Below are 25,537 nucleotides of genomic sequence, written 5' to 3' on the forward strand. Positions count from 1 at the left end.
GAGTGCCGCCGCGTTACTTCGCCGCGGGCGGCGCCGTGACGGCCGCGAACGCGTCGGCGAAGTTCTTGAGGTTGGTTCCATAGTCCGGGATGCCGCCGCCGTTGTAACGCGTCGCGAATGTATCGTACTTGCCACCGTTCAACGCGTCCTTCAGATTGCTGTCGCTGCCGATGTGGTCGGTCATCGCCTCGAACTGCTTGATCGGGTTGTCCTTCAAGCTGGTAAACATCTCTTCCGCACTGGCGTAGCCGGCGGAGGAATAGTTGAAGCCCATGACTTGACCGGGGCCCATCGAGATCGACGCCGCCGCCGCTTCGGGATTGAGGCTGTGCGCGTAGTTGAACGCATCCCAGTTGATGTCCTGGTCCTGCGGGCCGCCGGTCGGATGGATCGACTTCCACGTGCCGGCGGTGCCGTCGGGAGCGAGGTTGCCTTCCCCGACCGCGTTGAACTTGTGGCCTTTCCAGGTGGTGTCGGCGTTGTATTTGAAGTGCGCGTCGAAGTCGGCTTGCTGCGTCGCGTCGATGCGCTCGGCGAACTTGTGCACTTCGAAGCGGATCGTCATGCGCGCGGCCGGATCGATGTTGCCGCCGGTTTCCTGCGCGATGATGCCGATCACGTCTTTGACGTTGAGCCCGGCCTTGTTGGCGATGCTCTCGATGTCCTTGCCGTGATGGTTGTAGATGTTGGCGACGGTGAGCTGCTTGCCGCTCAACTTACTGGTGTCGATCGCGCCGAGCGCGCCGGGACCCGATTCGACGAAACCCGATCCGAACGTAGCCTGGTTCGCGGCACGCAGATCAGTGACGGTCACGCCCCAACGGTCCGCGATCGACTGCAGCGTATCGCCGGCGATCGCCTGGTATTGCAGGCCGAGACCTTCGGTCGCGGCCGGGATCGCGAGAATCATGCCGGGGCGTACCTCGTTGGCCGGCTTCGCGGCCACCTGGTCGGGCTGCTGCGACGGATCGAGCGAGGCGCGCATCGATTCGGCCAAAGAACCGGCGTTGTTGCGACTGTCGACTCCACCCAGGCTCATGGCACGCGCTCCGCTGATCGATGGACCGACCATAGGCCCGTCGCCACGTGCAAACAGCTAGGGGAAACCCCGGGCGCGGGCCGATAACGTGAACCGTGCCGCGAAAAGCGCGCTGTGCTTCTGGCGCATGCCTCTTCCGACATGCAAGTCGGGGATCGCCGGGTTGGCGCGCGAGCGCCATGTAACACATCCTTAGCCGGAATGCCGTTATCGGCATCCTATAGGATCACCACAGCCTGCGACTCAGTGAAACGACAGAACCTCTTGCCGGGAGGGCATGCCCAAAGTCCTGCCTCTAAAACGGAAGCCCATCAGGGGAACGCTACACCTCCATGCTGAAACCATTGAACTTTCCCCATCTATCTCGGACCATCAATTACATTACCATTAGAATCTAAAACAATAATCTTCTGAGTGTCTGGAGTAATAGGAATCGGATAAACCACTATGTAATATTTGCATTTTTTCCAGTTAACATCAGCCTCATATCCACCAGGATAACTTACCTTATCTTTAATTAAATCACGTACCTGACCATCATCATACTTTCTCTCACATTTTTTGACATCGTAACCATCCGATAGAGTAGGAACCAAAACAAGTAACGCTGACAATATGTAATTCATGACACTACCTGCTCGGTATCTCTGGAGGAGTATTCGTGCAATTGTAAGCGTCTTTCATATCAGTTACTTTTCCGTTGTAATAGGTTCTTATTTGCGACATACAAGCAATGTCTCCACCTCTACGGCATTCTTCATACTTCGGCAACAGGCAATTCAATTCCCTCGTAGTAGCCCTACATTCCGATTCTGAACGACTATTTCCGTAGTTTTGACTGCCGTCAGGCCTATAGAATCCAGGACACTGTTTGCATGGAACGGAATCGCCGTGGCCGATGTGATCATTCTCATGATCAAGGATGCAATTTGAAATTGCTTGCCCCGGATCTCTGCCGGGATCCCTTGTCTTAGCACAAGCGATCATACGCCCATCGCAGCAAAAAACGCCGCCACCTTCCGCCACAGACGCGAGCATAGGCTGCGCTTTCCCGCAACACTCTGAGTCCGTCAATGTTCCGGTAGAGTCCGAATTTCTCGTGACGCGACCGCTGACGTATGCAAACGCATTCATCCCTCCCGACAAACCAATCGGATCCGTCCCAAGATACCGTCCAATTGAATAATTATAATATCTCTTATAATTATAATTTAGACTCAATGGCACATCGTGATATTGCCCCGGGAATCGCATCGGATTCTCCGACACTTCAGTATCCCCTCGCAGCTTGCCGAAAGCCTCGCTCACCGCCATCCAGGTCTCGCCCCCCGTCTGGTCCGACAGGCTCTGCGATGTCCCAAGATGGTCATTGTGATAAAACCTTGCTTTCCATACTGTTCCGTCGATGTTGGCCAACCATACCGGGTCAGTACCCCACGACTGATCCGCTTTCCATCCATAAGCTCTGTTGAACGCACCGTTCCCAGCGTACTCTGCGACCAACCCTTCATCCGCGTACTGGAACCAAGTGATCCCTTCCGCGGTTTCTTTGCGGATCCGCCGCCCCATCGGGTCGTACTGGTACTTACCGATCGTGGCTGCATTGTCCTGCACTTCACTCAACCGCTCGGCCGCGTTGTAGAGGTAGGTTCGCGTTTTGCTCGGGCTCGACGGGTTTCCGCTCTTCTGCTCGATCGTGTTGCCATTGGCGTCGTAGCGGTAGCTTTGTTGGTCCGCACCGGTGCCGTAAGCATTCAGCTCGTTGTTCGCGTTGTAGCTCCAGCCGCCGGCTTGATGTGCGCTGGTCTTGCGGTTGTGCACCGGATCGTAGGTGTACTGCTCGACCGGTAGCCCGTTCGGATTCGCCGGGCTCTGCTGCAACGACAGCGGCGGCGTCGCCCCGGTCAGCCGATCCAAGCTGTCGTAGTTGTAGTCGTAGTTGCCGTCTTCGGTCTCGCGCTGGCTGATGTTGCCTGCGATGTCGTAGGTGTAGCGATAGTCCATGATCGTCGCACCCGCCACCGATTCGCTGTGGATCCGGGTCGGACGCTGCAGCGCGTCGTACTCGAACGTCCGCGTCGCACCCGGCATCGTCACCTTCGTCGGCACGCGCCACTGATAGTCCTGGTAGCGGATCGTGTTACCCCGGATGCTCAGCGTCGCCAAGCGATTCGCGTCATAGGTGCTGATCTGCACCGTGCCGTCCGGGTAGGTCAGGCTCTTCTTCAACCCGTTCGGCTCGTAGCCGTAGTGGATCGTCTTGGAGAACGCCTGTGGCCCACTTCCATAGGTCACCGTCTCGTCTCGCTTTTGACGCTTGGCGTCGTAGACGTAGCTCGCGCTGCTCTGCGTATCGCCGGTCTGTGTGTATCCGGTCAGCAGGTTGCGCCCGTCATAGGTGTAGATCACCGTCTGGCTCGCCGTCGTGCCGCCCTTGGGGTACTGGTTCTCCGTCGTGCGCCGGTTCGCATCGTCGTAGCCGTACTCGCGCCGCTCGCCGTTCGGACTCGTGCGTCGGGTCAGATTGCCCACTTCGTCGTAGTCGTAGCGGATCGTCTGACCCAACGGCTGCGCTTCGGTCTTGATCCGATCTACTCTGTCGTAGGTGAACGTGTGCGTGTGTTCGTTAGCGTCGGTGATCGTCTTCCGGTTGTTCCGCGCATCGTAGGTATAACTCGTCTTGCCGCCCGCTGGATCGGTGATCGATACCAGACGACCCAATGCGTCGTAAGCCGATTGTGTCGTCCGATTCAGCGGATCGGTCTCACTCAGCTTCTGACCTTTTGCGTCATAGCCGCTCACCGTCACTTGTTGTTCGGGCGGCGCATTCTCTTTCGGCAGGATCCGCGCGACCCGGGTGCGGTTTCCTCTTGGATCGTACTTGTACTCTTCGCAGTACGTCGGATACCGCGTCGCCGTCAGCATCCCCGCCAGACCCGAGGCCTCCGTGTCGTCACACGTCTTGCCGTAGATCTGCGTCGTCACATTGCCCGCACCGTCCGTGATCGTCGTCGGCCGTCCGTCCGCGTCGTAGCCGTAGCTCGTCTTCACCCCGCTCGCGTCGATCTCTTCCTTGCGCTGACCGTCCTTGGTGTAGTGCGTCGTGGTGACGCCGCCGAGCGGATCGGTCACCGTCTCCTGTTCGTTGTTCGCCGTGTAGCTGTAGCTCGTCGTGTGTCCTTCCGGATCCTTCACCGTCTTGCGGTTGCCGACCTTGTCGTAGGTGATCACCGTCTCGTGATCGAGCGGATCCTTGCGGCTCGTGACCCAGCCGGCCGCATTGGTCGGGCTGAGCCAGATCTTGTTGCGCGCATCGGTGCGCTTGACCGCGTTACCCTGCGCGTCGTACTCCAGCGTTGTCGTGTGGTTCTCCGCATCGGTAATCGTGTGCACGTTGCCGTAGCCGTCGTAGGTCCACGTCGTCGTCGCATCTTCCGCTTCCGTTGCACCCTTCACCGTCTGCGTCAGCCGTTGGCCAAACGCGTCGTAGGTCGCTGTCGTGACGCGCTGTTTCGGCTTGCCGACCGCCTCGGTCTGCTTGAGCAGGTTGCCCTTCGCGTCGTACTCGTAGCTCGTCTTCACGCCCAGCTCGTCCGTCCGCTCCAGCGGCAGGCTGTAGCGTGCGTCCCAGCTCGTCGTCGTGCTGCTGCCGTCCGGATAGGTCACCTTCACCGGATTGCGGTTCGCGTCGTACTCGGTGCGCGTCTGTAGGCCGCGCTCATCCACCGCGATCTCCACGTTCGCGCTGTCTTTGATCAGCTGGCTCGTCTGCCGCGTACCGATCTCCTGTTGGATCAGTTTGCCGTCCGCGTCGTAGGTGCCGTAGGTCTTCTTGCCTTCGGCGCTGGTCTCCGTCACCTGATACTGCCGCGTGCCGCGATCGTAGTCATAAACGTAGGTCGTCGCGTTGTTGCGCGCATCGGTCAGCTTGACCACCCGATTGCCTTGGTAGTCGAGTGTGATCGTGTGGCCTTCCGGATCGGTCTGCGTCTTCAGCAGGCTGCCTTGATAGGTGTAGGTCCACGAGTAGCCGAGCACGTCGATCACTTCGGTCAGGTTCGTGCCGGTGTAGCGGTACTGCACTTGGCGACCGCTGTAGTCGGTGATCGTGCTGACTTGGCCGCCGCTGTAGGCGAACGTCAGGATCGTCTTCGGCGGCGTCGCACCGTCGCGCACGCTCTGGATCTGGCCCGAAGCGTCGCGCTCGAACGAGACCGTCACGCCATTGCGTTCATTGAAGCTGCGGATGCGGCCGTCGGCGTCGTAGTCGATCGCATTGCCGAGGCGGTCGCTCCAGCGCAAGCCGGTGCGCACACCGGCTTCGTCACGCAATACGCGGATGAAGTAAGCCCGGTCCGCCTCCTTCAGCACGTACAGGTCTTCGCCCTGCTTCTCGAACTTCGCCGCCGTGCGCCGGATCGAGCGGATCGACTGGTCGCCGCTGTCGATCTCCAGCTCCAAATCCGCCCACGCCGGGTTCAAGTACCAGCGGTACTGGCCCTTGTTGAGGTTGACCGACTGCCACGTGCGATCGACCGTCACGTAGCCGCCCAGCACCTTCACCTTCAGATCCGTCGCACTCGTGCGGTACTCGCCGTTCGGCAAGCGCACTTCCGCCTGCGCGCCGGAGAGCCAAAGGGCCAGCAGGCAAGCCAGCCACGGGCATGCGAATCCGCAGCTTGTTGCCCTGTCCCGGATCATTACAAAATTTCCCTCATTAAACGTCAAGCAGTCGAGAAAAATTGACGACATTTACTTACCAACGAATCAGATAAATAAAAGACTAACCTATGCCACCAGGGCGGATTAATTAAGAATTGTAACTACATAGGACGCTGCAATTTTGGATTAGCCCCAGCAGAATTAAACTCCACAAACCACGTACTGACCCCATGATCATTTTCCATCTCTATAGCAAAAACTATATTTCCATCCGATACAGATCCATGATACACCTTAAATGAACTAGTTTTTACGCCGACGTTATTTTTAAAAAATAAAGCAGCCTCACGAGAAAGTCTCAAATTAATTTCGTCACGAACCCTTGGCGTCCCATTAATGGAGTCACCACTCAAGTACTCGACACCCATTCCTGACTCGGGGTGACACGAGATGAATGCCAATGCCATAGCACTTATGATTAATAATCTTACTACCATCCACGCGACTCGCATTGATATCTGTTGATATAGTGATTATCCGTCCTAATAAAAGAATCCAGATCATCGCAACATCCAAACCCACCCCAACATGAGCAAAATAGCGATGCCTTCAACGCCTGCGCACAAGCACGCCCCTGCTTATGTGCCCTACATTCCGTTTTATAGAAGAAGAAATCTCCCTCGGCAGTCTGGTCAATCTTCTCTGCAGGATTAAAGAATCGAGGCCTATTCTTGCATCTCGAACTTCTTCTTGCATCTGAATTATAATCAGATATATGAGTATTCTCATGCACCTGCGTACAAACAAATGAGCACTGATGATCGCAATTTCTTGACTCAAATCCACCCTTGCCGTCGCACAAGATGACTCCTCGCCCGCCAGCGCATCCACTGGGTATCACCTGAAGCCCTTCGGGGTCTATATACCTAATTGGAGAAGCATATGCGTATATGTATGAATTAATACCTCCGTCGAGCCCGATCGGATCAGTCTCGAAATATCTTCCATTATTTGAATTATAATTTCTTGATCTATTATATACACCGCCTGTTTCGTTATCCGAGTACTGCCCCGCCATACCAAGGGCTTCTAGCAACGAATTCGAAGATTGTATTTTCCTTCCAAACGACTCACTTCTCAACGCTATCGTTATCTCCCCTGTAGGGGTAGTAACGCGCTGAACAGAACCCAATATATCGTTGTGATAGAAGCCGAATCCGGACGACGAACGCCTGTCGCTCCATAGAGGGTCTTCACCCCAAATGCCATGGAGTATCCATCCATAGAATTTCACTTCCCGCCCCGCCTGCGAGTACTCAGCCATGAGTCCTTCATCCGCATATTGGAACCAAGTGATCCCTTCTGCGGTTTCCTTGCGGATCCGCCGCCCAGAAGGGTCGTACTGGTACTTACCGATCGTGGCTGCGTTGTCCTGCACTTCACTCAACCGCTCGGCCGCGTTGTAGAGGTAGGTTCGCGTTTTGCTCGGGCTCGACGGGTTTCCGCTCTTCTGCTCGATCGTGTTGCCATTGGCGTCGTAGCGGTAGCTTTGTTGGTCCGCACCGGTGCCGTAAGCATTCAGTTCGTTGTTCGCGTTGTAGCTCCAGCCGCCGGCTTGATGTGCGCTGGTCTTGCGGTTGTGCACCGGATCGTAGGTGTACTGCTCAACTGGTAGCCCATTCGGATTCGCCGGGCTCTGCTGCAACGACAGCGGCGGCATCGCCCCGGTCAGCCGATCCAAGCTGTCGTAGTTGTAGTCGTAGTTGCCATCTTCAGTCTCGCGTCGGCTGGTGTTGCCGGCGGCGTCGTAGGTGTAGCGGTAGTCCATGATCGTCGCACCCGCCACCGATTCGCTGCGGATCCGGATCGGACGCTGCAGCGCGTCGTACTCGAACGTCCGCGTCGCACCCGGCATCGTCACCTTCGTCGGCACGCGCCACTGATAGTCCTGGTAGCGGATCGTGTTACCCCGGATGCTCAGCGTCGCCAAGCGATTCGCGTCATAGGTGCTGATCTGCACCGTGCCGTCCGGGTAGGTCAGGCTCTTCTTCAACCCGTTCGGCTCGTAGCCGTAGTGGATCGTCTTGGAGAACGCCTGTGGCCCACTGCCATAGGTCACCGTCTCGTCCCTTTTCTGGCTCTTCGCATCGTAGACGTAGGTCGCACTGCTCTGCGTGTCGCCAGTCTGCGCATATCCGGTCAGCAGGTTGCGGCCGTCGTAGGTATAGATCACCGTCTGGCTCGCCGTTGTGCTGTCCTTGGGATAGTAGCCTTCGCTCGTACGCCGGTTTGCGTCGTCATAACCGTACTCGCGCCGCTCACCGTTCGGACTCGTGCGTCGGGTCAGATTGCCCGTTTCGTCGTAGTCGTACCGGATCGTCTGACCCAACGGCCGCGCTTCGGTCTTGATCCGATCCACTCTGTCGTAGGTGAACGTGTGCGTGTGTTCGTTAGCGTCGGTGACGGTCTTGCGGTTGTCCCGCGCATCGTAGGTATAACTCGTCTTGCCGCCCGCTGGATCGGTAATGAGCACTAAGCGCCCTAGCGCATCGTAAGCGGACTGCGTCGTCCGATTCAGCGGATCGGTTTCGCTCAGCTTCTGGCCCTTCGCGTCATAGACACTAGTCATCGCCTGCCGTTCTGGCGGTCCACTTTCCTTCTGCAGGATCTGCAAGACTTGTGTGCGGCGCCCTCGTGAGTCGTACTTGTACTCTTCGCAGTACGTCGGATATCGCGTCGCCGTCAGCATCCCCGCTAGACCCGAGGCCTCCGTGTCGTCACACGTCTTGCCGTAGATCTGCGTCGTCACATTGCCCGCACCGTCCGTGATCGTCGTCGGCCGTCCGTCCGCGTCGTAGCCGTAGCTCGTCTTCACCCCGCTCGCGTCGATCTCTTCCTTGCGCTGACCGTCCTTGGTGTAGTGCGTCGTGGTGACGCCGCCGAGCGGATCGGTCACCGTCTCCTGTTCGTTGTTCGCCGTGTAGCTGTAGCTCGTCGTGTGTCCTTCCGGATCCTTCACCGTCTTGCGGTTGCCGACCTTGTCGTAGGTGATCACCGTCTCGTGATCGAGCGGATCCTTGCGGCTCGTGACCCAGCCGGCCGCATTGGTCGGGCTGAGCCAGATCTTGTTGCGCGCATCGGTGCGCTTGACCGCGTTACCCTGCGCGTCGTACTCCAGCGTTGTCGTGTGGTTCTCCGCATCGGTAATCGTGTGCACGTTGCCGTAGCCGTCGTAGGTCCACGTCGTCGTCGCATCTTCCGCTTCCGTTGCACCCTTCACCGTCTGCGTCAGCCGTTGGCCAAACGCGTCGTAGGTCGCTGTCGTGACGCGCTGTTTCGGCTTGCCGACCGCCTCGGTCTGCTTGAGCAGGTTGCCCTTCGCGTCGTACTCGTAGCTCGTCTTCACGCCCAGCTCGTCCGTCCGCTCCAGCGGCAGGCTGTAGCGTGCGTCCCAGCTCGTCGTCGTGCTGCTGCCGTCCGGATAGGTCACCTTCACCGGATTGCGGTTCGCGTCGTACTCGGTGCGCGTCTGTAGGCCGCGCTCATCCACCGCGATCTCCACGTTCGCGCTGTCTTTGATCAGCTGGCTCGTCTGCCGCGTACCGATCTCCTGTTGGATCAGTTTGCCGTCCGCGTCGTAGGTGCCGTAGGTCTTCTTGCCTTCGGCGCTGGTCTCCGTCACCTGATACTGCCGCGTGCCGCGATCGTAGTCATAAACGTAGGTCGTCGCGTTGTTGCGCGCATCGGTCAGCTTGACCACCCGATTGCCTTGGTAGTCGAGTGTGATCGTGTGGCCTTCCGGATCGGTCTGCGTCTTCAGCAGGCTGCCTTGATAGGTGTAGGTCCACGAGTAGCCGAGCACGTCGATCACTTCGGTCAGGTTCGTGCCGGTGTAGCGGTACTGCACTTGGCGACCGCTGTAGTCGGTGATCGTGCTGACTTGGCCGCCGCTGTAGGCGAACGTCAGGATCGTCTTCGGCGGCGTCGCACCGTCGCGCACGCTCTGGATCTGGCCCGAAGCGTCGCGCTCGAACGAGACCGTCACGCCATTGCGTTCATTGAAGCTGCGGATGCGGCCGTCGGCGTCGTAGTCGATCGCATTGCCGAGGCGGTCGCTCCAGCGCAAGCCGGTGCGCACACCGGCTTCGTCACGCAATACGCGGATGAAGTAAGCCCGGTCCGCCTCCTTCAGCACGTACAGGTCTTCGCCCTGCTTCTCGAACTTCGCCGCCGTGCGCCGGATCGAGCGGATCGACTGGTCGCCGCTGTCGATCTCCAGCTCCAGATCCGCCCACGCCGGGTTCAAGTACCAGCGGTACTGGCCCTTGTTGAGATTGATCGACTGCCATGTGCGATCCACCGTCACGTAGCCGCCCAGCACCTTCACCTTCAGGTCCGTCGCGCTCGTGCGGTACTCGCCGTTCGGCAGGCGCACTTCCGCCTGCGCGCCGGAGAGCCAAAGGGCCAACAGGCAAGCCAGCCATAGCCCTGCAAATCCACGGCGTCCTGCTCCATTCGAAATCATCAGCACTTCCCCCTACATCACTAGATCAACGCCGTTGACAGGCTCGTACTTCGTTTCACTGCCCCTCAGCCACCAGGCCCGCCACCGTCGCAGTCGGGACATTCCGGGACGCAGCCAGGACCACTCGACATCGGCGTGCCGGCCGGGCCGCCGCCCACGCCGCCACCGCCCCAGCCGCCGCCATTTCCGCCGTTCCCGCCTCCGGTGCTTCCGCCACCGCCTCCGCAGCCCTGACCGTATGCTTTGTTGAGTCCGCTCCAAGCGGAACCGCTGCGCGTATCTCCCGCCGCACATTGATAGCCGAACTCGACGTGCATCGGATTGCGATAACTATTGCAGCCGCCAGCCGTGGTCGTGGCACCCGATTTGACCGAGCCGAACAGCACACTCACCTGCGATTGCCCTGGGCACGGGCCGCCTTCCATTCCCGGCAGCGGGGTGCACTTCTTCGTCAGCCGATACGGCAATCGATAACTCTGATGCGCATCGAACGTATCGGGCGGCGTGCCGAGAAATTCGACTTCGAAGTACGCGTCGGACAATGCTGGGAACCAAGTTACGTTGTCCGCACGAACCAGACCTAGGTTGCTGATCGTGATCTCGCCAGTCAGCTCTTCGCCCTCCTGCATGTCGGGCACGTTGATCGATGCCGGCTCGATCAGCATTACCGGTGCGGGTACCTGGGTCTGATACGACGCGGTCAGCGTCACGTCATAGCGATCGCGGATCGTTGTCTCGGTCACCGTCCACTCGAACGTGACGAGCTCGTAGTCGAGGAACACGGGTTGTTCGAGCGTGACGACAGGGCGCACGGTGAAACGCCCAGTAGCGCTGACGTGATTCGGAGCATTGGCGACGTAACGATAATGACCGGTAGGTAGATCTGCGATCTGCAGCAGGCCCTGTGCATCCGTCGTGCCGCTGCGCGTCTCGGTATACACCTGCTCGTTCTGGATGCGGATCGATGCGTTCGCCAAACCGGGGGTTGCATCGCAATCGGGTAAGCAGGTGTAGATGTCCTTCGCGTGGAACTGCACTGCGCCGATCTCAGCCGACGTCACCGCTATGGCTACCGGTATGTCACCGGAAAGTCCATCGGCTTGCACGTGGATGCTCAGTTGGTAGATGTCGTCGCCGATATCGGACGTCGGCGCCGCTACGAGCTGGATCGGCTGGCTCGCTCCGACAGCCAGATCGCCGAGATTGCTCGGCGACGCCAAACGCACCCACGACGGAGCCGAGGACAAGCTAACGACGACATTGCGCGCGGTAATTAAACCGCGATTGCTCAATTGCACCGATTCGTTGACTTGCTTGCCGCGTTTGACGCCGGTCTGGATACCCGAGGGCTGCGGCAGCAGATAGGCCTGCGGCTCACTCAAGCTGTAATTGATCGTAACCGTCCCGCGTGCGCGCCCGCCGCCATCCGTGGCTCGAAGCACGACGGTACCGGTGCTTGCCGGCGCTTGCGCTTCGGTACCGGCCGTGAATACCACGTCGATGGGCACTGAACCGCCTGGGGGCACGTCGATCGCTGCCGGCGCCTGGATAGAAATACCGGCCGGCAATCCGGTTCCGGAAGGTTGATCGGCCGGAACTGCTTCGAAGTACAAACCGCTTGTGCCTTCGCCCGGACTGGCCGAGACGGTATAGCGGATCGTCTGTGGAATCGTGCGCGCCGCGCGCAAGGCGTACTGCGGCGGCGACAGTCCGAGGCGATTGATCGTGAACTGACCTTGGTTGGGCAGATCGGTTTGATTCGGATGGATCACCGAAACCACATATACCCCGCTGTCGGAATTCTGCGGAACGAAGCGATAGGTGAAGACACCGCTCGCATTGGTCGAGGTATTGATGCGGCGCTGAAATCCGTTGACCTTCAGCACGACTTTCAAAAGCGCATTCGGCACTGGCTCGCCGGAGGTCGTATCCACCGCACGGCCACTAACCACGATGGACTCGTTGCCGTACGAACTGGTCGGACTGATCGACGAAACTTCGCCGACATACGCCGTCTGTACCGGCGGAATCACCGGTGTGCGCGCCACCGTGACCGTGCGCGCCACCGTGGCTGACTTGTTGACCACGTTGACCACCGTCACTTCGATCGCATGCTCGCCGTCCGCGACGCTGCCATCGACCGTCCACGACCAGGCATACGGTGGTTGTGACAACACTGTGCCGACCGCATGGCCGTCGATCTTCAGCGTAGCGCTGCGCACACCGACCGCGTCGACCACTGACGCTTCGATCGCGACAACACCATCCGCTTCGATGCGCGCGCCCTCCGGCGGCCAGGTCAGCACAACGCTCGGCGACGGCGCGCTGTAGGTGATCGAGACCGGTGCCGTCGCGGCGCTGGTGCCTCGGCTGTTGCTGGCCGTAGCGGTCAATGCGTGCGTACCTTCCTCCGGCAAGACGATCGTGCGGTTGAAGCTGCCGTGGAACGGCACTGCGATCGGACCGCCAACGGCGCCGCCGTCGAGGAACAATTGGACCTGGCTGCTCGCCTGCGCCGTGCCCGCGACCGCGACATTGGGTTGTGGCGTGGTCGTGGCGTCGACCGGCGAGAGTAGAATCGGCGTCGGCGGTGGCGGCAGCGTCACTGTGATGTTCGGCAACACCTGTTCGCTCGAATTGCCGACCGTGTCGACCGCCGTCAGCGTGATCGCATAGCTGCCATTGACGACGTCGTTGAAATCGAGCAGGGTCGAGTACTGCCCCTGGTTCAGACCACCGCCAGTGACCGCCGTAGAGCCGATGCGCACCGCGCCGGAAGCGACGCCGCTTGCGTCGGTGACACGGAAGGTCAGCAATCCCGGCGCCGTCAAAGTCGTACTGCCGCTCAAGGGCTGCCCGGCAAAACGGACGTCGCTGATCTCAGGTCCAACCGTGTCATTGGAAACACGCTGCAGATTGATCGGTACGCTGGCCCTGCCGATCTGCCCGTTCGCGTTGGTCGCGATTGCTTGCAAGGTGTGCGGTCCGTTGGCGAAACCGGCCACACTCCACAAGGTTTGGTACGGTGCCGCCGTCGCGGCACCGATCCAACCGGTGTCGACGTAGAAGTCGACTCGCGTGATGGCCTCGCCGACGACGGAAGCGGCGATCGTCGTGTCGGCGCTGATCTGCGCGTTGGCCGCCGGCGCCGTGATCGTGACCGTCGGCGCGGTCGAAGCGGTCTCGACCCGAACGTGCCAGGTTTGCTCGCTCGAATTGCCGGGCGTGTCGGCCGCCTGCAGAACGATCGTGTGATCGCCGTCGGCCAAGCTCAGTGCGATCGAATAACTCGTGCCGTTGAGCACACCGCCCGTCGCGGGCTGGCCGTCGATCCGAACACCGGCCGAGGCGACTCCACTGAGATCGTCGACCGTAAACGTCAGCGTGCCGGATGCGGCGATCGTGGCGCCTTCCGTCAACGGCTGTCCGTCGAACCGCACGTCGCCGATCGTAGGACCGGTCGTATCGGTCGGCGGGTGCTGCACGGTTACTGTCTGGATCGCCTGTCCTTGCTGATCGGCGGTGTTGGTCGCGACAACCTTGATCTCATGCGAGCCGTTGGCGACCGCACCGATCTGCCAGAGCTGCTCATACGGCGGCGTCGCATCGCGGCCGATCGCCTCACCGTCGACGAAGAAGTCGACCCACCGGATGTTCGCGCCGGTCACGCTCGCGGTGATGAGCGTGTCGTCGCTGATCGAAGTCCCGCCAGTCGGCGCCGTGACCGTGACCACCGGTGCTGTCGGCGAACTCGGCTCGACGTGGACATGCCAAGTCTGTTCGCTCGGATTGCCGAGCGTGTCGGCCGCCTGTAGCACGAGTGCGTGATTGCCGCCGGTCAAGGTCAGCGCAATCGAGTAGGTCGTACCACCGAGCGTGCCTCCCGTCGCGGTCTGGCCGTCGACCCGAACGCCGGCCGAGGCAACGCCGCTGAGATCGTCGACCGTAAACGTCAGCGTGCCGGACGCGGCGATCGCGGCGCCTTCCGTCAACGGCTGTCCGTCGAACCGCACGTCGCCGATCGTAGGACCGGTCGTATCGGTCGGCGGGTGCTGCACGGTTACTGTCTGGATCGCCTGTCCTTGCTGATCGGCGGTGTTGGTCGCGACGACCTTGATCTCGTGCGAGCCGTTGGCGGTCGCACCAATCTGCCAGAGCTGCTCATACGGCGGCGTCGCATCGCGACCGATCGCCTCACCGTCGACGAAGAAATCCACCCAACGGATGTTCACGCCAGTGACGTTCGCGGCGATGACCGTATCGTCGCCGATCTGCGCCCCGCTGGCCGGCGCCGTGATCGTCACGACCGGGGCCTGCGGCCCGGCCGAGGTGTCGACCTCGATCGAAATGCTTTGCACTGTGGAATTGCCGAGCACATCGCGCGCGCTGAGGACGAGCGTATTGATGCCGTCCGGCAGGTTGTCGAGACCGACTTCTACTGCATACTCGTCGTCGGCGAACACGCCGCCCAGCAACGCTATGTTGTCGAGCTCCGCCCCTACGCTGTCGGGATCGACGCCGCTCGGATCGGTAACGCGGAAACGCAGCGTACCGGGAGCTCTCACCACCGTTCCGTCAGTCAGCGGCTCTCCGGCGAAGCTGACGTCGGCGATCTGTGGCCCTTCGATGTCGACGTCACCCGGCGGCTGCAAGTCGACGATGCGTGTCGCTGCGCTCGACTGGCCGCTGAGACTCACGGCGAACACCTTGATCGTACGTTGCCCTCGCTGGAATCCAGTGATCGGCCACAACAATTCATAGGGGGCGGCGGTATCGATGCCGATTTGCGTTCCGTCGACGGAGAACTCGACCCGATCGATGCCTGCCGCGTCGGACACGGTCGCCTCGATCGTCGTGTCGGTCCGGATCGTCGCGCCTTCCGCCGGCGCATCGATGACGACGACCGGCGCATTCGGCTGGTAATGCACGGTAATCTGCGCGGTCTTCACATTCGAGGTGGCCGCCCGATACTCGACTGCGATCGTGCGATCACCGGCGCTGCCGCTGAGCGCGAACGTCGCCGTCTGTGCGATCGGCAGATACGGCGCGCTGCCGAAGCCGCCGTTCAGCGCGAGGCGGTATTCGACGGCGTTGCGGCAGTCGAGCGCCAACATCACGCTCGGTTGCGTCACCGTCGCCGCACCGTCGATCACCGCCAGCGAGCAGTCGATCAGAGGCACGGTCGTCGCGAACGGCAGATACGTGACGCCGGCGCTCACTTTGTCGCCGGTGCCGTTCGCGTTGTCGGCGGCGGTCGGACCGCTCGCGCTTCCCCACCAGGTATTGCCGGCCTTTACGAGCGCTTGCGAGGACAGATTGAGGACGCCGAAGTCCGTGTTGCTCACCGCTTCGGAGCCGCTCAGTGTCGGCGACGCGTCCTCGCGTGACTCGAGTCCGATCGCATTGCCAATCAGGCTTAATCCCGAGAACGTCGGTCGCGCCCCGCCTGTCACCCGGATGCCGAGCAAACTGTCGCTGATCTTGAGAAACTGGATTGCATAGTTCTTCGCCAACTGCAGCGCCGCCGCGCCGTTGGCTCCCGCATAACGCAACTCCAGCCGATCGATCTGCAAGTCGCCGGCTGCTACCGAATCTTCGATCGTCAAGCCGCGCCAATCGCCTGCCGCCGGGGTGCCCTGCGACGGCCCGGTCCGGCCGCTCGCCGCATCGTCGCTCAAGCTGGTCAACACAACACCGCGGCGAGTCTGTAGGCCCTGCCTCACGGTCAACCCAGAGTTCGCGCCGAACTTGACCACGACACCGTCTTCGAGCGTCAGATTGGCCGTGGCCGCCGCTTCGGAACAGAACGCCAACACGCCCAGGAGGGCGAGCAAAGCGATGATTGCATTCGTGTGCGAACGCGACTTCAGCGGCGCATGGAAGTGTTGCGTCGGCGACGGCTCGCGTTTCAAATGGCCGAAGCGATCGAGCCCATAGGACGGATTACGGATCGTCATGGTCCTGGCTCCGTCCTAGTTGCTGATAACGGTGATCAAGTTGCTCACTGACGAGCCTAGGCTCGCCTCATGAGCAATCACGGCGGTCGTACCCGAACGCATTCCCTTCACTCGTGCCTCGACCCAGGCGGTGCCAGGTGCGATGACGACGGACTCGGGCAGGATCGACGCCACCGCAGGGATGACGCTCGACAAATCGACGGCCAATTCGTCGATAGGTCCGCTCATATAGTCACCGCCGGGCACGCGCGCATAAACCTGGAAGGACTGCTCCTCGCCAACCCTAACGCTCGAATAGGGGCCGTAAATCTCCAGCTTCGGCGACACGACGTTCACTGTAGGAAACTCGGCGTCGAGCAGTCCGATCGCCGTCGCACGAATCTCGGAAGACCCCAGCGCGCCGCCGATGAGCTTGATCGGAATTCCGGAAGCGCCGGCCGGGATGAACGCCTCGGAGTCGATGCCACAGATCGACGGATCGGCGCATTGAATCTGCACTGGCGTACCGCTTCCGAGCGGCGTGTCCACGCCGGCGACACGCGCATTGAGAGAAAGAGCGCCGTAGAAATTAGTTCCCGCGACGATAGAGAACGGCACATCACCGTACTCACTGACGACCGTTAACTGCGGTACGTCGACGACAATCGGATCCGATTGCCAGATGCGGCCAGATCCGAGCCGTGCTTCGATCTGATAGCTGCCGATCGCCGTCGGAACATCGACGAAAAGCGATTCGCTGATGCTGCCGGCGGCCGGGAAATTCAGCGTCGTTGCAGCGCTACCGTCATCGGAAAGGAATCCACCGACAATCGGCGGAACGCCGGCGTTGACGATTGAAAGAGCAAAAGTTTGATCCGCAGCAGGCGGCAGCTCGTATAGCGAACAAATATCGGGAGTGTCTTCGGCGGTGAATCCTGGGGGGTTGGGAGGACAGGGGAAATCGACTTTCCAGAACAGCGCCAGCGGAGCGGGCGAACCATGCACGGCCCGGGCGGCTGCGGTGTCGAAGCCCAGGGTCGGCGCGTACACCATTACCGGGAAGGAAATGGCCGGCCCGGTATCGTCTGCGACGTAGACGTCGATGTAGACAGGGGCGGAAGTGACCTGCAGACCGACGACGGGCAAGTCGATCTCATACTGCCCGCCCCCCCTAGGAGTAAGAGTCAGGCTTTCGGGCACTTGCACCGACTCCGGCGAACGGCTCCTGAAATGCAGTACGGCATCGGCGTCACCGGCAGGGCCTTCGATCCGCAGCGACAGCGGAACGTTCCTCTTCAACCCCTCTGCGGCAACGACGGAGCCGTCGGCGTCGAGTTCGTTCGAGGGAATATCTGATCCGACCGTGCCGCTGGTGACGTACTGCACATCCGAGAGACCGATCAGCTCACCGTCTTCGAGGGCCGCGATCCGATAGGAACCTACGTGGGTCGGCGCCGCGACATATGCGTATTCGCTGGTTGACGACTCAGGCTGGATGGTTATTTCAGCCAATGCATTTCCGTCGTAATCGACAATGGCCGGTTCGGGCAGCACATCGGTCGGTGCCTCCTCGCGAACTTCGAGGTGAATCGTGTGGGAGGAAGTCATATCGGAGGAACCCATGTACCGACCCATGTAGCCAGACCAGCGTAGCGATATTCCGTTGCGGCCCTCGCCGAGTCTCTTGACGCCCGTTAAACCTGAAAACTCTACTTGGCGCGGCACGACGGACACGTCGAGCGTGGCGTCGTCGAAGCCGGGCATGGTCGCGGTAACGCGTACGGGTTGAGCGGTCAGTGCTTCGCCTTTGATGCTCGCCACGTCGTAACAGCTGTCCCTACTGGACGAGTCGACAACGACCTTCGAGGGGTCGCCACTGGTGACGGAAGTGGAAATCGCGGTGTCGCAGGGACTGATGAGAATGCGCATGAAGGGCATCGTCAGCCCCTGTCCAAGCACGATCGGAGTGTCTTCGAAGAAGATTTTTCCGCGCACAACCGTACGCGGCTCGGACTTCCAAGAACCCCAACCGGATACGCTGGCCCCGACGCGATAACTGCCTGGCGCATTCGATCTGCCGCTGTACAGCGTCGTGCAAGATTGTCCCGCCGCAATCGTCACGTGATCGACCGGCATCGTTCCCTCGGCATCGAGGAACAAGCCGTCGACAATCGCTGGCGGGTCCGCGTCAGCGATCGATACGTCGACGCGAGTGTCCGAAGTGTTGACTTGGAACTGATCGTCGGAGAGACATATGTCGAACGACGTGTTGCCGCGGCCCACGGTCGAGATGTCGTTTCCTATTCCCCGGAACACGAGATTCGGCGTTTGAACACTGATTGATATCGCGACGCTGCCGGAACCCAAGAAAGAATTGCTGGCCGAAATGACGGCATCGGCATTCGTCAGCTCGAGGCCCGCGACTTGGAAAGATGCGAAGCCGTCATGCGCCGCCATGATGACTTGGCTCGGAACACCGACCGCAGTCGCGTCCGAGTTATTCAAGGTGATGATTTGCGCGGCATCGAAGTTGCACAGCCTTCCATTCACGTAGCATCGCAAATCGATCTCACGTGTCAGATTCTTACCGACCGTGATCCGCTCCGATTCGCTGAATTGCAGTAGCGAGTCCCGCACCAACACGCCGAACATTCCATCGATCCCGGTTGTATTGGCGGTCGATACGAGCGACAGCAGCCAGCGCCCCGCAACGAGTCCGGTCAGAGACACCTGCGTCGTCGCGGTCGTCTGTCCTTCGGGAATCACGACTTGCGAAGGTTGAATGTCCACCGTGCCGGCGGTCGCGGCTACCAGGTTCAATACCACCCCACCGGGCGGAGCCGGCTTGGACAAATTCACCGCGAAATTCGAAGCGACGCCCTTTGCTAGCTCCGCTTCCTGCTGGCTATCGCCCAAACGCGCGGTGATGCGACGCACCGACACCGAGGTGTAACTGTTTCCGTAGCCCGGTGCCGTGAACGTCAGCTGGGCAGCGGAAGTGCTTTCGAGCAACCCACTCAAGGCGACGGTGACGGAGCTTCCTCCGGCGGCAATCGTCGCGCTCGACGGCGCACTCAAAATCGCCGGGTTGTTGTTCTGAATCGCGACAGCCAGACCACCCGCCGGCGCCGGATAGTTCAGTTCTATCTTCAGATTGGCCGACATGCCCGGCGCAACGAACGCCGTCTGTGGCGTGAGTAAAGTCAATGTCTCTACTCGGATGCTCGCGGACGTCGGGTTGAAGCCATCTGCATTTGCCGAAATACTGGTGTTGCCGGCAACCCGGCCTTGCACATCGAAGCGAGCAAAAGTCGTTCCGGCGGGAATCGTGACACTGGCCGGCACATCGACGAGGTTGGCTGCGCTCAAGTTCACCTGTACGTCGCCGACGGCCAAGCCGGCGGGAATCTGCACCGTCACCTGAGTGGTTCTACCCACGCCGACCGAGACGGAAGACGGCGACAGGGTCAATGGCGGCAGTGGCATTACGGTGACACGTGCGCGAGCGGCTCCAAGGTCCGGATGCCCGGCGGTGATCTCGGTATCACCGACCGCCAAGGCGAAAACGGGGACATCGACCCAGCGCGCTCCGGCAGGAACGACAACTTGGGAATCCACTCGCGCAATCGAGGACGTGAGACTACTCAAGGCGATCGGAAGCCCGCCAGCAGGTGCCGGCATCGGCAGGTTCAAGGTCAAATGACCCGTTCGCCCCTTCGGGATCTGCGCCGTTGCCGGAGCGAAACCGAACGGTGCGGCACCGACCTCGACCGTACCTTCAGCTACGACATAGGGAATACCTTTGAGACGCCATGCCGTCTGGCCGGCAATGACTCCCGCCGGAACCAGAATGCCGTTCAAGGCGTTGCCGATCGCGGTCAGCCCTTCACCCACCGGGGACACATCCAGACCCACCGTGATGGCGGGACCGTCGTGGTACTCGATTGCGACGTCGCTCAACGCGAGCGCCGACGACTCGATCATCACGCCGTGTCCGTAGCGAATGCTCACGTGCCGCAGCGTGCTGGCGACGGTACCGGCACCGAACTTCAAAGGTCCCCAGCCGCCCGGCTGTTCGGAGACGGCAGTGAAGGAAATTGGGGCGTCGCTGGTGCCTTGTGCAGACAGCGCGCCGTCGACGACGGTGAAACTCGCGCCGGCGTTCGCTCGCACCGACACGCCCGGCTGAATCGTCAAATAGGCGCCGCCGGTGATCTGCACCTCGCCACTCAGAACGTAGGGGGATTCGCTCGCGGTCCAGGTCGTATTCGACGAAATCGACCCCGATACCGGAGTCGGACCCGCCGCAGTCGCAACCTGCACAGCGACGCATAGAAGCAGCAGCGCGACGGATCGCGCAAAAATCGCCGCAGCAGGCGTCCTCGCCGCGGCCGGCTTCGTCCCGAAGCGAGCTCTCTCCGCCCGCGACTGCCGCATCGTTCCCCATGCTTGCAACATCCGTCTTCCCCTTCCTGCTGAAGCGTCCCCGTGATGAAAGCCTTAGCCTTGCTCGCACGCCCCCGACCGCGGCTGCTTGGCGGTCTTTGCAATGCGCTCTTGCTGCTCGACGTACGCGTCGTATCGCGTCACGTCGCCGACGAAAAACAACGGCTCGGGCAACGCCAGATCGCGGGCCGCAGCGCGCCACGGAGTCGGATCTCGCCCTTCCGGCAACACGATCACCGCGGCCGTCTTGCGCGCCAATGCCGCGTGCAGGCGATTCAAGATCGTCCTGATCGAGCGCGACTCTTGGGACGCCTGCACGATCCGCGCACCCGACGCCTTCAGCCCAGGCGTTGGACGCCCCTGCGTAAGGACGAGCATTGCATCCGGCTGATGCAACGCTTCGTGCAACTCACGCTCCGTCAGCAACAATGGCTGATCCAAGACGCCGGCGTCGCCGGCGATCACACCACCGGCGCGGCGCCAAGCGGGAATTCCACCATCGAGCACCTCAATCTGCAGCAGGCCGCGCTCGTGCAACTCCTCACACTGACGTAGCAGACGAGGCGTGTTCTTGCCGTCACCAACCAAGACAACGCGCGCTGCCGACTTCACTATCAAATGATTGGCAAGCGACTCCAATCCTAGATTGACGGCGCCGGGAATCGATGCGACGGACACATCCTTCGCGGCTCGCAGATCGACCATCACACGTGGTGTGGAGTCCGCCCTCAACGCAGCAGCGGTCACGCGACAATTCACCGTGCTGACCGCAGGCCGGTGACGCAGGGCATCCATCGCCAGCCCCGCACCGTCGAGTAGCTGCTCGCTGGATCTCTCGCTGGTTTCACACATCGCCGCTGCGGGAACACTCTCCAGCGTCGCCGCTTGCGCGAAGCCGAAGGCAAGCGTCACTGCGGCGATCCTGAAGCGGCTCCTGCCCATGAATTAACGCTCCAGGTTCTTGCAGCCCAGATAGCCGACTTGAATTGCGAAGCTCAATCGCGGCGTCTGGTTAGTAGCGCTCGATCGCGGGCGCCGTATCTTAACCGTGCCGCTCGCTTGGAAACCGTCCTTAAATTGGTTTCCGTAGTAGTACAGCGACGCATTTGCCGCCGTGGCAGTCGCACTCGCACTGATCAGATCCGAGAAGAGCGCGTTCTCCACACTCGTCGTGCCTACGGTGATGCTGGTTTCGTTCGAGCCGGCCAGCGCACCAATCGATAACCGAAGACCGTTACCCTTAAACAAAAGTTTGTCCGCTTCACCGTTGTACGCCACCGAATTGATCAACGTCGCGCCGTCTCGCAACGAGAACGTTCTATTTCCGACACTGTCGTAGGACAAGAACCATTGATAAGTTCGATCGTCCGTCAGATTCTGTACGATGGCGGCATAAGCCCCGTCCGTTTTCGTATCAGCGCCGAGCCTCCAGTCGAGTCCTCCCGGGGTAATTTCGCGCATCCGCAAGCCTTCATTGCTGTAGAAGGGCGAAAAACTCAGACCTAAATCAAGATTCGGCGGCGCGTTCGCTGCCGTGCAAGCCGATAGAGCCAGATACCATTCGCGCTCGAACGCCTGCAGCAGCCAGGCCAGCTCGGTTCGCGCTTCGCTGGTATCAATACTGATCTGACTCAGCGAGCTGTTCGCCCCGATTAAATAACCGAGCGCATCGTTCAATTGGCCGTTTGCTCGCGCACTGTCGGCGTTATTGAGGCTCTTCAAAGCCTTGTTCAAATTGGTCTCGTCAGGGCCGGCGGGAACGATAAGTGAAGAAACCAGGTTTTGAACTATCGAAAGTCGTTTGCCGGTCAACACCACCTGCAACGGCAACTTGGCATGCGCCAAAGCTTCGGCCGAGGCTCCGACTTCCGCCACATCCACGACCAGCGACGATAGGCCGATATCGGAAGGGGTGCGCAACCCCACTCTGGCGTCGAAAGTTGCCGAAACGGCGAGGCTCTTGCGCCAGGTGGCCGAGAGCGCAGACGCGCTCGTCGGCGTCGGTATCGCTGTTAGCAGGTGTGCTCCATTGGGCAATGAAAGCGTCTCGTCGATCTCGACTGGACCACCGACATTCTCGAGTTGTAGATTCACCGGTGCATAGGCGTCGGCTGAGTAGCGCTCTGGAATGGGCGGGAGCGTCGCCGCCGCGATCTGCTCGTACCAGGGAACGTAGGCGCTGTTCTCCGTCAGCGACGCCGCCAAGTCGTAAGCGAACAGCAAGGCCCGCCCTTGCCCCTGCGGGCCGAGCACGATGGCCGGCGCACCGCCGCGGTACTTCGCAATCAAAGTTCCCGTCGTTAATTGATAGCCTAGACCTCCAACTACCGTGAGGCCTTCGAAATCCAGCAAATCGTTCGGAACGAAGCGAATCTCTTCAGGCTCGCCCTGACTTCGAACCGATCCGTCGCGAGAAATGCCGATCCAACTGTCGAGCGCCGCAAACTCGGAGCGACGGAGGCCATCGACGATCAAAGAATCTCCGCGCAGAACGCCCATCCCGATTTCGTCCGCCAGGGAGTCGATTTCGCCGAAGTCGTCGTGAACCCAATACCCGTTCCAGTGTCCGCTGCGCAATTCGTCGCGGAAGTCCGCCGCGCTTTGCGTGATCAAATGTTCGACCGAACGATTCGTCAAATACGTATCGAATGCGTTCCTTCGCAGAAGGCATGCGGAATCGGCGACTCCGTCAGCTCCGCATCCGAAGAACACCAGCATGCGCGACTCGCGTGCGAACGATGGTGTCACCGTAACCTCAGGCGGCCGTCTCACTTGTACGGCCAGCGATGCGAGGTTATTGATCGTATTCGGATCCAATACGGATGCGTCTACCGGCGATACCAAGGCGGATAGCACAGCCGCTCCTTCAACGGTAGCTCGCACTTGCAAAGTCAGCTTGATCCGATCATTCGTCATCGGATCGAGAGAGCCTATCGTCCAGCGTCCGGTGGCAGCATTGAAGGTTCCAACCGAAGGCGTAGCAGACAACACTTCAAGCGTCGGCGGCAGGGTAATTCCAGCCTCCGCATCTGTGACGTCAGGCCCTGCATTGCTCACCCGTAAGGTCAGCGTGAACGCCTCATCCATTCGCGGCGAAGTCGTACTCGCCGCCCAGTCCTCGATCTTAAGGTCTGCCGTGGTCTGCACCAGAATCGGCGGCTTCGCGAAGCTGTAGCCGACTGCTTCAGCTCCCGCAGCGAGAACGATGCCGCTGATCGTGTCGCCGATGGCCGAGCCACCGGCCGAACCGATCGTCGCAACTCCGTCGTAATGGTCCGCAACTGCGCCGACCGTCAGCGCATAGGTACCGGCCGGAAGATCGGCGAACTGGAACGCACCGCCCGATCCAGTTGTTACGTCGCGTGAGAAATCGCTGCCCTGCAAGGTGACAAGCACTCCGCTCAACCCCTGCTCACCTGCGTCCTGTATGCCATCGGCATCGAGGTCTTCGTAGACATTGCCGGCCAGCGAGGCTTCGGTCGGAGTTCCGTCGTAGTTCAGTTCGTAAGTGCAACTGCCGCCGTTGCAGGACGGATCGCTTTCGAACAAGTTGAGGAAGTAAATCCAGCTATCGCCGCCGGCGTTACGACGCTTGGAAAACCAGATGTTCGCGGCAGGGACCGATTGTCCGGTGTCGGTTCGAACTGCGCTGATTGAGCGCTCCTGGCCGTCGAAGTTAATTTGCGCCCGCGCGTACAAGGGCGATCCTGATTGCGCGGGAAAGGAAAGGGCCGTGCCGGAGAATGCCGGCGCGAACTGCTGCAAGACTTCCGAAACTGCACCGTCCGACTCGTAGACCCGATAGGTGTCGGTATCCGAAGCACCGATGGCTTGAGCAAGAAAGTCGCGCACGTTGTCGCGGCCAGGTCGCACCACCAGCACATCGTGCGTCAACAAGTGCGGCGTCACCGGACCGAGCAATGACGTCAGTTCACCGCCAAGTTCATCCGCGTGCGTGTACTCCGCTTCGAACTTGAAGAACTCCCCCGACAACGTGGTCGTCATCAGCCAGCGCCCCATGCGCGACTGCCCCGGGGCGATGTCGCCGAAGTCGATCATCAGACTTGGCTGTGCCGGCTGATCGTCGACGTAGCTGCCGACGATCAGGAAATCGATCAGCAACCCTTGATTGTTCTGCACGATCTCCGGCTGCGCCGACTCGATGGTCGTATGTTGAGCCGCGCCATAGCCCACGTTGCTGATACGCACGCCGAGCGTGAATGGAACCGTCGGCTCCGTCTCCGGCGTCAACGGATCGTCGGCGTAGACGTACCCAGGCAGGAAATAGTCGAGTGCGAGCAGCGGCTGCGGACGTACCGTTATGATCTCCGGTATCACTTCCACCGTGCGATCGGCAGCGTCACCGGTCATGCGATAAGTAACGGTGGCGCCGATTTGATAGTTCTTACCAGAGGTTCCGCCCGCACCCGCCGTCGGAATGATCAGCCAATGCGCCTCACCCGTGCTGGCGGCGGCGACGACTCCGCTGGCGTCTTCAACCGAACCGCTGATACCGGTTGTCGTGTCGAGCCGACTGAAGAATTGGGAGGCTGCCTGGCCGCCGTCGAGATCTTTAAAAGTCAGATTGACGTCGATGCTCTCGACCTGAACGCCTTCCAAGCCGTTTCGAATGCGCAGCATCGCGTCGAACGCCTGGCGCTCGAAGCTGACGCGTTGGTTGATCTGGATTTTGACCTCGGCACAGATCGACTGTGCCGCGAGCGGCGACGGAAAGGCAAGCCATCCTGCCCAGGCGAAAAGCAGTGCACTGAGAAAGTTTGCGACCAGTCCCCACCTCGCCGAACGCGACGCGCCCGGCGAAATCCCAACGCCCCATCGAACGTCCATAGTGTCCCCCGACACTGAAACTGCTCGCAGCCTGCAAGCGATTCCTTCGGCCTGAACTTAGCATACCGTCGATGACACGAA

The 25,537-nt window shown here is 60.5% G+C and carries 9 protein-coding genes; all 9 read right to left on the reverse strand.

Annotation, left to right across the window (positions count from 1 at the left end; translation table 11 throughout):
• Positions 1 to 13: 13 nt before the first annotated feature.
• On the reverse strand, positions 14 to 1,039 hold the full coding sequence (locus AC3QL3_RS17080; protein ID WP_492895285.1) for an N-acetylmuramidase domain-containing protein: 1,026 nt from the start codon (positions 1,037 to 1,039) through the stop codon (positions 14 to 16).
• 359 nt (positions 1,040 to 1,398) lie between these two features.
• Complete coding sequence (locus AC3QL3_RS17085) at positions 1,399 to 1,665, reverse strand: hypothetical protein (protein ID WP_492895286.1); 267 nt, start codon at positions 1,663 to 1,665, stop codon at positions 1,399 to 1,401.
• A gap of 4 nt (positions 1,666 to 1,669) precedes the next feature.
• Positions 1,670 to 5,740, reverse strand: a complete 4,071-nt coding sequence (locus AC3QL3_RS17090) for an RHS repeat-associated core domain-containing protein (RefSeq protein WP_492895287.1) — start codon at positions 5,738 to 5,740, stop codon at positions 1,670 to 1,672.
• A 122-nt stretch (positions 5,741 to 5,862) separates the two neighbouring features.
• Complete coding sequence (locus tag AC3QL3_RS17095; protein ID WP_492895288.1) at positions 5,863 to 6,129, reverse strand: hypothetical protein; 267 nt, start codon at positions 6,127 to 6,129, stop codon at positions 5,863 to 5,865.
• A 62-nt stretch (positions 6,130 to 6,191) separates the two neighbouring features.
• A complete protein-coding gene (locus tag AC3QL3_RS17100; protein ID WP_492895289.1) occupies positions 6,192 to 10,226 on the reverse strand; it encodes an RHS repeat-associated core domain-containing protein in 4,035 nt (1,344 codons plus the stop codon).
• Positions 10,227 to 10,291: 65 nt separating this feature from the next.
• A complete protein-coding gene (locus tag AC3QL3_RS17105; protein WP_492895290.1) occupies positions 10,292 to 16,183 on the reverse strand; it encodes an Ig-like domain-containing protein in 5,892 nt (1,963 codons plus the stop codon).
• 15 nt (positions 16,184 to 16,198) lie between these two features.
• Positions 16,199 to 20,620 (reverse strand): beta-helix domain-containing protein, encoded by a 4,422-nt coding sequence (locus tag AC3QL3_RS17110; protein WP_492895291.1) that lies wholly within the window; start codon positions 20,618 to 20,620, stop codon positions 16,199 to 16,201.
• 42 nt (positions 20,621 to 20,662) lie between these two features.
• Entirely contained in the window at positions 20,663 to 21,550 is an 888-nt protein-coding gene (locus tag AC3QL3_RS17115; protein WP_492895292.1) for a rhodanese-like domain-containing protein, read from the reverse strand.
• A gap of 3 nt (positions 21,551 to 21,553) precedes the next feature.
• A complete protein-coding gene (locus AC3QL3_RS17120; protein WP_492895293.1) occupies positions 21,554 to 25,456 on the reverse strand; it encodes an SdrD B-like domain-containing protein in 3,903 nt (1,300 codons plus the stop codon).
• Positions 25,457 to 25,537: the final 81 nt, after the last annotated feature.

It is taken from the genome of Dokdonella sp. GW821-FHT11D02 (assembly GCF_058808595.1).